The organism is Salinivibrio sp. MA427 (genome assembly GCF_001996115.1).
Classification (GTDB): domain Bacteria; phylum Pseudomonadota; class Gammaproteobacteria; order Enterobacterales; family Vibrionaceae; genus Salinivibrio; species Salinivibrio costicola.
Window position 1 is genome coordinate 1 of sequence record NZ_MUFH01000091.1, and the last position, 8,774, is coordinate 8,774.

Consider the following 8,774-nt stretch of genomic DNA (forward strand, 5'->3'; position numbering starts at 1 on the left):
AAAATACAAGGGCTAAAGACGCGTAGACCACGTGTAGAATGGCGGTGTCGATACTGCGGTATTGCCAATGTGTTAAACAATTCTTGAGGGAAAACCTATGGCGCTCACGAAAGCCGATTTGGCTGAGAACCTGTTTGAAAATATCGGGATTAGCAAACGGGACGCCAAGGATACAGTCGAAGTGTTTTTTGAAGAAGTACGAAAAGCGCTTGAAAGTGGCGAGCAAGTCAAACTGTCCGGTTTTGGTAATTTTGATTTGCGAGACAAGAATCAACGCCCCGGTCGAAACCCTAAAACAGGGGAAGATATTCCGATCACGGCGCGTCGTGTTGTCACTTTTCGACCCGGCCAAAAACTTAAAGCACGAGTTGAAAATGCAGAAGTTGAAAAGTAAGCCTACATCAACTTGTCGGTGGTGATAGCACCACAATAGAAAGCCGTGTGCCTTTGGTTCACGGCTTTTTAATTTGTCTATACATGATCACATTGTCAGGATAAAACACTGGGGTTATTGGTTATCTCGTTGTAACGTTTTGTTGTCTAGTTGTAATAAAAGGAAGCATTATGCTGACAGCACGCCCAGGCGCCTTTATTGATGCCGCCCTGACCGCGCCTCACGCGTTCCAAGCCGACCAATGGCATCAGTCGTCTATGACCTTCACACACCACATGCCCGGTGTGGTGCGCATCCAACCTGACAACCCCACGGTATCGCGTTGCGTGGTCTTATCTGCGGGGATCCATGGCGATGAAACCGCACCGATTGAGCTGATTGACGGGTTGCTGGCCGATATTCTCAGTGGCGCATTGATTCCGACGGTGCCGTTACTGCTCATTATTGGTCATGCAGAAGCCATTAAAGCCCATACCCGGTTTATTGAAGATAACTTGAACCGTCTTTTTGGTGGCTGGAATCAAGAAAAAAACGAAGAACACCACTTGGCAAACCAGCTACAGCAAGCAGTCAGTGACTTTTTTGCGGCGCAGCCCGCGTCAATGCAGCGTTGGCACTTGGATTTACACAGCGCTATTCGCGACTCTTTCCACTATATGTTTGGCGTGATCCCCACGACGTCTAAAGCGACGGATGTACGCCCACTGGCGGCCTTGCTCAACGATGCGCAAATGGATGCGAGTGTTCTGTCACAATCGCCATCCCCCACATTCAGCTGGTACAGCGCCAACCATCATGATGCCTTGGCGGCGACCTTAGAAATGGGGCGTGTTGCGCCACTGTATGAGAACGACATGCGTGAGTATGCACCGCTTAATCAGACATTACGCACGCTCCTTAGCGAGACTGCGTTGCCCTCGACACTGACGCCCATGCGTTTTTATCGAGTAACACGCACGTTGACGAAACACACCGAGCAGTTTGCGCTGACGTTTTCATCCTCGACGAAGAACTTTACGCCGTTTCAGCAAGGTGAATGCTTAGCCACGGATGAAGGTATGAGCATTCATGCTGAGCAAGACGGTGAGGTCGTGATCTTCCCCAATGCGAATGTGCCGGTTGGCCATCGTGCTGGATTATTAGCCACGCCTTTTCGCCCTGATGCCGACCAGCCCTTGTATGTGAATACAACATCAGCGTAATCGCGTACTCTTGCCACACGCTGGGTGTTAGCGCTTTTCAACCGTTGATTCAGTCGGTAAAGTACATTGCATTATTATGTGCTGAATAGATGGTCGAACGACCCATGCAAGTGTCATCACTCACCGCCCGCCAACATATCCGTTGGCGGCGCGCGTTATGTCTTTTTTCCTGTCTTTTGTTGTTAGCCAGTGGCGTGGCGCTGAGTGTGGGAGAGCTCTGGATTAATCCGCTCGCGCCCGATTCGCCATTGGCGCAACAACTGCTGATCCAGCTGCGTTTGCCTCGGGTGTTAGCTGCATTATTGATAGGAGCGTCGCTGGCGATGGCGGGAGCCAGCTTGCAAGTATTGCTGGGTAATCCTTTGGCTGAGCCGGGTGTGCTTGGGATCTCCGGTGGGGCGAGCATTGCGGTCGTCTTATTATTACTGCTTGCACCTACGTGGGCATCAAGCTCGCATATGGCGATTGCTGCGATGCTAGGCGCCAGTGCCTTTACCTTGATATTGGTGATGTTGGCACGCCGGGCATTAGCCACGTCCCGAATTTTATTGGTGGGGGTTGCCCTGAGCATCTTAGCCGGCTCGGGAGTGACATTGGCATTTTATTTCAGCACCGACTTTAACCTACGCCAATTAATGGTTTGGTTAATGGGATCGCTATCGGGCATGCGTTTAGAGCATGTTGCGATATTGTCGATAACGTTACCTTGTATTGCGCTATTATGGCGCTACGGGCAAAAACTCGATCAACTCATGCTTGGCGACCAACAAGCACAGCAATTGGGACTTGATACTCATCGGCTGCGTTGGCAGTTGATTGTGCTCGTGAGCATACTGGTTGGGGTATCGGTTGCGACGGCCGGTGTGATCGGCTTTATTGGCCTAATTGTGCCGCATTATTTGCGCTTATGGTTGGGCAGCCGTAATAGCTACTTGTTGCCAATGTCGGCGCTTGCCGGCGCATTATTGCTTGTCTGTGCGGATACCATTGGACGGCTTATTATTCCCTCGGCGGAGTTACCTGTCGGCGTGGTAACCAGTGTGATTGGTGCACCTTTGTTTATTTGGATGTTAGTGAGGGCAGGGTAATGGTGGTTCATGCGCAAGATGTGAGTTTGCCGCCGAGGCTTTTCCCCCTTTCCCTATCCGTTGAAGCCGGGCAGGTGGTGCATTTAATTGGGCCTAATGGCAGTGGCAAAAGTACCTTGTTACAGCTTCTGTCGGGATTAGAGATGCCAGAAGCTGGTCACATCGCGATCAATAGCCAACGTCTCGGCGGTCAAACCCGGCAAACATTGGCGCAGTGGCGCGGCTACCTGATGCAGCATCAACGTCCGGTGTTCGTCATGGCGGTGTTTGAATACCTTAATCTGGTGCTTGATAGCTTACCAAGACAAAGCTTACAGCAAATGGCTGGCAGTGCACGTGATGAGGCGGTGAATCATATCGCCTCGCGTTTAGCTGTTTCCGATAAACTCCATCGGCGCATTGATAGCTTGTCCGGAGGAGAGTGGCAACGTGTTCGTCTCGCCGGCGCTTTGTTGCAAGTGTTGCCGTCACTTAACCCTCATGCGTGTCTGCTATTACTGGATGAACCGGCAACTGGGCTTGATGTGGCACAACAAGAAATCATCTACCAAGAAATTAGCATGATGGCAGCAACTTATGGCATTGCGATTGTGATGGCGAATCACGATCTCAACCGGACATTGGTACATGCCGATAAGGTATTATTGCTTAACCAGGGACGCCTTGTTGCCACTGGGCGCCCTGGGCAGGTGTTAACCGATCGCCAACTTTCAGAGGTGTTTGCGACCCCGCTTGAGCAAGTCTCCACGGTAAATGGCCCCGTGATTATGCGTGCGCGAACGAGTTAACTACCACGCGTTGCTAGTCACGTTCATCGTTGTCGATAACCGTTAATTTGGCGCGAATAAAGTCAGCATGATCGACATAAAGTAGATCGGCCGTTTTTCGAATCACGGCTTCCTCTAAGGGGTCGATGTTTTCATCAGCGTAAGCCACTGACCACATGGCTTCGATAAGCAAAATCCGTGTGTGCGGGTCGAGATCGCGTAATTTGTCGGTATATTCATAGAGTGACGTTGCATGCTCACTGTGTTGTCGTGCTTGCTCAAGTAACGATTCAGCTTGCGTGGTCTCAAGCGATAACAGTTGGCAGATCCGTGCTTTCTTGGTCTCCTTCTCCCTTTCATCAATATCATGATCCGCCATGGCGACTTCACTGAGCAGGYCAGCCATCGCTTGATGCCGTGATAAGCCTGCCTGATCGCCCTGTTGCCCCAGATCGGCCGCAAAGGCAGATTCTAATTTACTAAATAGCTGTTTAAGCATGGCGCTTCTCCCTACTGCGAAGTCATTTAGGTCTGTCATAGAATACGGTGCGAATCCTATGCAGGTTTGATTCTTTTTACTTTGTGATAGGATGCGACACCAATCAACCTTATTTATCGGCTGTGACACTGATAAACGCCTTAAAAGATTAAGCAGTAAGCAGGAATCGCCTTGAGTTCACGTCATCACAACACGCCAGACACGCTATTTGCAGCCTTAAACGATTGTATGCTGCAAGACCGTTTTCGCTTTAAAAAACGCATTCACGGTGCGCAGAAAATCAATAAAAACGATGCCAAACAGGCCGTTTACGATCAAATCGCCGCGGATATGGCGCAAAGCATGCAGCGCGTCTTATCGCGACAAACGAGCACGCCCACCATTAGTTATCCTGAGGCATTGCCCGTTAGTCAGAAAAAAGACGATATTGCCGAGGCTATTGCCAACCATCAGGTAGTGATTATTGCCGGTGAAACGGGATCGGGTAAAACCACTCAGCTACCCAAGATTTGTATGGAATTAGGGCTGGGTGTTGCAGGGACCATTGGTCATACGCAGCCACGTCGCTTGGCGGCGCGATCTGTTGCTTCTCGCATTGCCGATGAGCTTGATGTCGAGCTTGGCCGTAGTATCGGCTATAAAGTGCGTTTTAACGACAAGGTGTCAGATGCGACGCAAGTAAAGCTGATGACTGACGGGATTTTGTTGGCAGAAATTCAGCATGATCGTTATCTCAATCAGTATGACTGCATTATCATCGATGAAGCGCATGAACGTAGCCTCAATATCGACTTTATTCTCGGCTATTTGCGCGAGTTGCTGCCAAAGCGTCCCGACTTAAAAGTCATCATCACCTCGGCGACCATCGACCCAGAACGTTTTTCTAAGCATTTCAACAATGCCCCTATGATTGAGGTGTCTGGCCGCACTTATCCGGTTGACGTACGCTATCGTCCGTTGGCTGAAGACGATGAAAGCGACCGCGATCAGCTTGAAGCGATTAGCGAAGCCGTCGATGAGCTTTGCACCGAAGGGCCAGGCGACATTCTGATCTTTATGAATGGTGAGCGAGAAATTCGTGACACAGCCGATCACTTGCAACGTCGCCAGTTACGGGATACCGAGATTTTACCGCTCTATGCTCGGCTTTCTGCCGGCGAACAAAATCGTGTTTTTCAATCTCATTCTGGGCGACGGATTGTACTGGCCACCAACGTCGCAGAAACCTCGTTGACGGTCCCGGGGATCAAGTATGTGATTGATCCGGGTACGGCGCGCATTTCACGCTATAGCTACCGCACCAAGGTACAGCGGTTGCCCATTGAACCAATTTCGCAAGCCAGTGCCAATCAGCGTAAGGGCCGTTGCGGGCGTGTGTCAGAAGGGATTTGTATTCGCCTTTATAGCGAAGACGATTTTTTAGGTCGACCTGAGTTTACCGATCCGGAAATTCTTCGGACCAATCTGGCGTCGGTGATTTTGCAAATGACGGCGCTTGGTCTGGGTGATATTCAAGCCTTTCCGTTTGTTCAGCCACCTGATAGCCGTCACATTAAAGACGGTGTGCGCTTACTCGAAGAGCTGGGGGCAATTAAATCCGGACAAGTGGCCTCCAAGCGTCAGCTGACGGGAGTGGGCAAAACCCTGGCCAAGCTTCCGATTGATCCGCGTTTAGCGCGCATGGTGATTGAAGCGCCTAAGTATGGGGCACTCAATGAAGTGATGGTGATTGCTGCCGCGCTGGCGATTCAAGATCCGCGTGAGCGTCCGGCGGATAAACAGCAACAAGCCGATGAGCAGCACCGCCGGTTTGCCGATAAAGAATCCGACTTTTTAGCGTATGTCAATCTGTGGGGCTACGTGAAAGAGCAGCAACAATTGCTGTCGAATAACCAGTTCCGCAAGCAGTGTAAAAAAGACTACCTCAACTACCTGCGTGTACGAGAGTGGCAAGATGTCCACTACCAAATTACCCAGGTAATGAAAGAGCAAAACAGCGCATTTAACCAAGAGCCGGCAAACTATCAGGCTGTGCATATGGCTTTACTCGCCGGCCTGTTGAGTCATATTGGTTTAAAAGACCAAGAGAAGAACGATTACCAAGGTGCCCGCAATGCACGTTTCCATATTTTTCCTGGATCGGGCTTATTTAAAAAACAGCCTAAATGGGTGATGGTGGCCGAGCTGGTCGAAACCTCCAAATTATGGGGGCGAATTGCCGCGCGGATCCAACCCGAGTGGGTCGAACCCTTGGCGCAGCATCTGATTAAGCGCACCTACAGTGAGCCGCATTGGTCTCGGAAGCAGGCGGCGGTCATGGCAAGCGAAAAAGTGACCTTATACGGGATCCCGATTGTTGCCAGCCGCAAAGTAAACTATGGGCCGATTGATCCTGTGCTCAGCCGCGAACTATTTATTCGCTCGGCGCTGGTTGAAGGCGACTGGCAGACTAAGCACGCCTTTTTCCGTCAAAATCAAAAGCTGCTTGCGGAGGTGGAAGAGCTAGAGCTTAAATCGCGTCGCCGCGATATTTTGGCAGACGATGACACCTTGTTTGATTTTTATGACCAGCGTCTCGATCACAGTGTGGTCAGTGGTCGTCACTTTGATAGCTGGTGGAAAAAAGCCCGTCAGGACGATCCCGATTTACTGAATTTCGAAAAAGCCATGCTGCTGCAAGGTGATGCGAGCCATGTCACCGAGTTAGATTATCCCAACGTTTGGTATCAAGATAACGTCAAACTCAAGCTCAGTTATCAGTTTGAACCCGGGCAAGATCATGATGGGGTCACGGTGCATATTCCGTTACCGATTCTCAACCAGGTATCTGAAGAGGGCTTTGATTGGCATGTGCCGGGTCTGCGTCATGAGCTGATTGTCGCATTGATCAAATCCTTGCCTAAGCCGTTACGTCGTAACTTTGTCCCGGCCCCCAACTATGCCGATGCAATCTTACAGCGCGTGACGCCACTAGAGGCGCCTTTGCTAGATAGTATGGAAAAAGCCCTTAAGCAGATGTCAGGGGTGACGATTGCGCGTGAAAGCTGGAACTTCAGCCAACTTCCAGAGCATTTGCGGATGCAGTTCCGCGTCGTCGATGATAAAAATCGAACCCTCGCGGAAAGCGAAGATCTGAACGCGCTCAAGGTGTCACTCAAAGATCAGGTTCAGGCCACCTTGTCGGACGTGGCAGATGATGACATTGAGCAGCAAGGGATCACGCAATGGCACTTTGGCCGTTTGCCATCGCGTTATCAGCAAAAAAAACATGGCTTTGAAGTCAAGGCTTACCCGGCACTGGTGGATGAAAAAGACAGCGTCGCGATTCGCTTATTTGAAACGGAAGATCAGCAACTAAAAGCGATGCAGGCCGGACAGCGCCGGTTGATTTTACTCAATGTGCCATCGCCGATTAAGTATCTTCATGCACATTTACCCAACAAATCAAAGCTGGGGCTGTACTTTAACCCCTATGGGCGTGTGCTGGATTTAATCGATGATTGTATTGCTTGTGGCGTCGATAAATTAATTGCTCAGCACGGCGGCCTTACTTGGGAAGAGGCCGAGTTTGAGTCGTTAAAAGAAACCGTGCGTGCAGAGCTAGGCGATACAGTGGTCGACATTGCTCAGCACGTTGAGCAAATCCTGACGCATGCGTTTACTATCAACAAAAAACTGAAAGGCAAAGTAGATTTGTCGATGGCATTTGCTATGTCTGATATTAAAGCGCAATTGGAAGGCTTGATATACAAAGGGTTTGCCACCGACTGTGGTTGGGAGCGGCTGCCGGATATTTTGCGCTATATGAAGGCGATAGAGCGTCGACTAGAAAAATTACCCGTCGATCCGACGCGCGATCGTAACCATATGCTCAAGATAGAGTCGGTCATGAACGACTATAAAACGCTGTATAACAAGCTGCCAAAAGGAAAGCCGGTGCCTGATGAGGTGAAGGCGATTCGTTGGATGATTGAAGAGCTACGCGTGAGTTACTTTGCTCAGCAACTGGGTACCCCGTACCCGGTGTCTGATAAGCGGATCAAAAACGCAATGGCTGCGCTTTAATTGTGGCAACCTTCTGCCACCGTCGACTTGCGCGTGTACGTCGGTCTGCGGTGAGCTGATTAAATTACTTAACTATCAATAGCTAATGAAACCGTGTCTTGATGGCACGGTTTTTGTTTTTGTCAATACAGGCACGCTAACTAGATAGCCTGTATTGCAGTGGCAAAACAAGGAGCACATCATGATGCGATTCATTCTTCCCTCTTGGGGACTTGGGCTGTTGGGCTTACTTACATTGAGCATCTCTCATCCCGTATTGGCCAGCTTTAAAGATGACGTCAGTGGGCTATATCAATCCCTTCACCTTGAAGGAGAGGTATCTTATCACGCTTTTGCCGATGCCTACCGTCACTTTTCCCAGCATCACAGTGCCAAACCTGTGATGACGTTGATTGATTATGGTAAGCCGTCGACCGAGAAACGCTTTTGGGTGATTAATGTCAAAACGCGTAATGTCCTTTTTCGTTCGTACGTCTCGCATGGCAAGAACAGCGGGAATCTGTATGCCAAGACGTTTTCTAATCGCGTCAATTCGCGACAAACATCCCTCGGCATTTATCGTGCAGCGGAAACGTATCACGGCAAACACGGCTATTCGCTGCGCTTAGATGGCCTCTCTGAAGGTTTGAATGATAAGGCGCGTGAACGGGCAATTGTGATTCACGGTGCTGACTACGCCAATCCCGCCATGATTGAGCAAAGCGGTCGTCTTGGACGAAGCTGGGGGTGCCCGGCATTACCCACTGATTTATCATCTCG

At 50.1% G+C, this 8,774-nt stretch carries 7 protein-coding genes; 6 read left to right on the plus strand and 1 reads right to left on the minus strand.

Features of this window, described 5'->3' with window-relative positions:
- Positions 1 to 97: 97 nt before the first annotated feature.
- The 4 genes from ihfA to btuD all read left to right on the plus strand — a co-directional run bounded on the left by ihfA (position 98) and on the right by btuD (position 3,472).
- A complete protein-coding gene (gene ihfA, locus BZG79_RS07885) occupies positions 98 to 394 on the plus strand; it encodes an integration host factor subunit alpha (protein WP_077460508.1) in 297 nt (98 codons plus the stop codon).
- Between the two features lie 170 nt (positions 395 to 564).
- Positions 565 to 1,596 (plus strand): succinylglutamate desuccinylase, encoded by a 1,032-nt coding sequence (locus BZG79_RS07890; protein WP_077774127.1) that lies wholly within the window; start codon positions 565 to 567, stop codon positions 1,594 to 1,596.
- Between the two features lie 89 nt (positions 1,597 to 1,685).
- Positions 1,686 to 2,684, plus strand: coding sequence for a vitamin B12 ABC transporter permease BtuC (gene btuC, locus BZG79_RS07895; RefSeq protein WP_242414141.1), 999 nt, complete (start codon positions 1,686 to 1,688; stop codon positions 2,682 to 2,684).
- Positions 2,684 to 3,472 (plus strand): vitamin B12 ABC transporter ATP-binding protein BtuD, encoded by a 789-nt coding sequence (gene btuD / locus BZG79_RS07900; RefSeq protein WP_077774128.1) that lies wholly within the window; start codon positions 2,684 to 2,686, stop codon positions 3,470 to 3,472. Before btuC ends, btuD begins: the two co-directional genes overlap by 1 nt.
- A gap of 13 nt (positions 3,473 to 3,485) precedes the next feature.
- On the opposite strand, the gene BZG79_RS07905 is transcribed toward btuD, so the two are convergent.
- Complete coding sequence (locus BZG79_RS07905) at positions 3,486 to 3,950, minus strand: TerB family tellurite resistance protein (protein WP_077774129.1); 465 nt, start codon at positions 3,948 to 3,950, stop codon at positions 3,486 to 3,488.
- Positions 3,951 to 4,178: 228 nt separating this feature from the next.
- Between BZG79_RS07905 and hrpA the strand changes: the two genes are divergently transcribed.
- Both hrpA and BZG79_RS07915 read left to right on the plus strand, forming a co-directional pair.
- Positions 4,179 to 8,015: an ATP-dependent RNA helicase HrpA gene (gene hrpA, locus BZG79_RS07910; RefSeq protein ID WP_077774132.1), complete on the plus strand. Its 3,837-nt coding sequence runs from the start codon at positions 4,179 to 4,181 to the stop codon at positions 8,013 to 8,015.
- A 181-nt stretch (positions 8,016 to 8,196) separates the two neighbouring features.
- The coding region (locus BZG79_RS07915) for a murein L,D-transpeptidase catalytic domain family protein (RefSeq protein WP_242414142.1) at positions 8,197 to 8,774 on the plus strand (578 nt) is incomplete at its 3' end.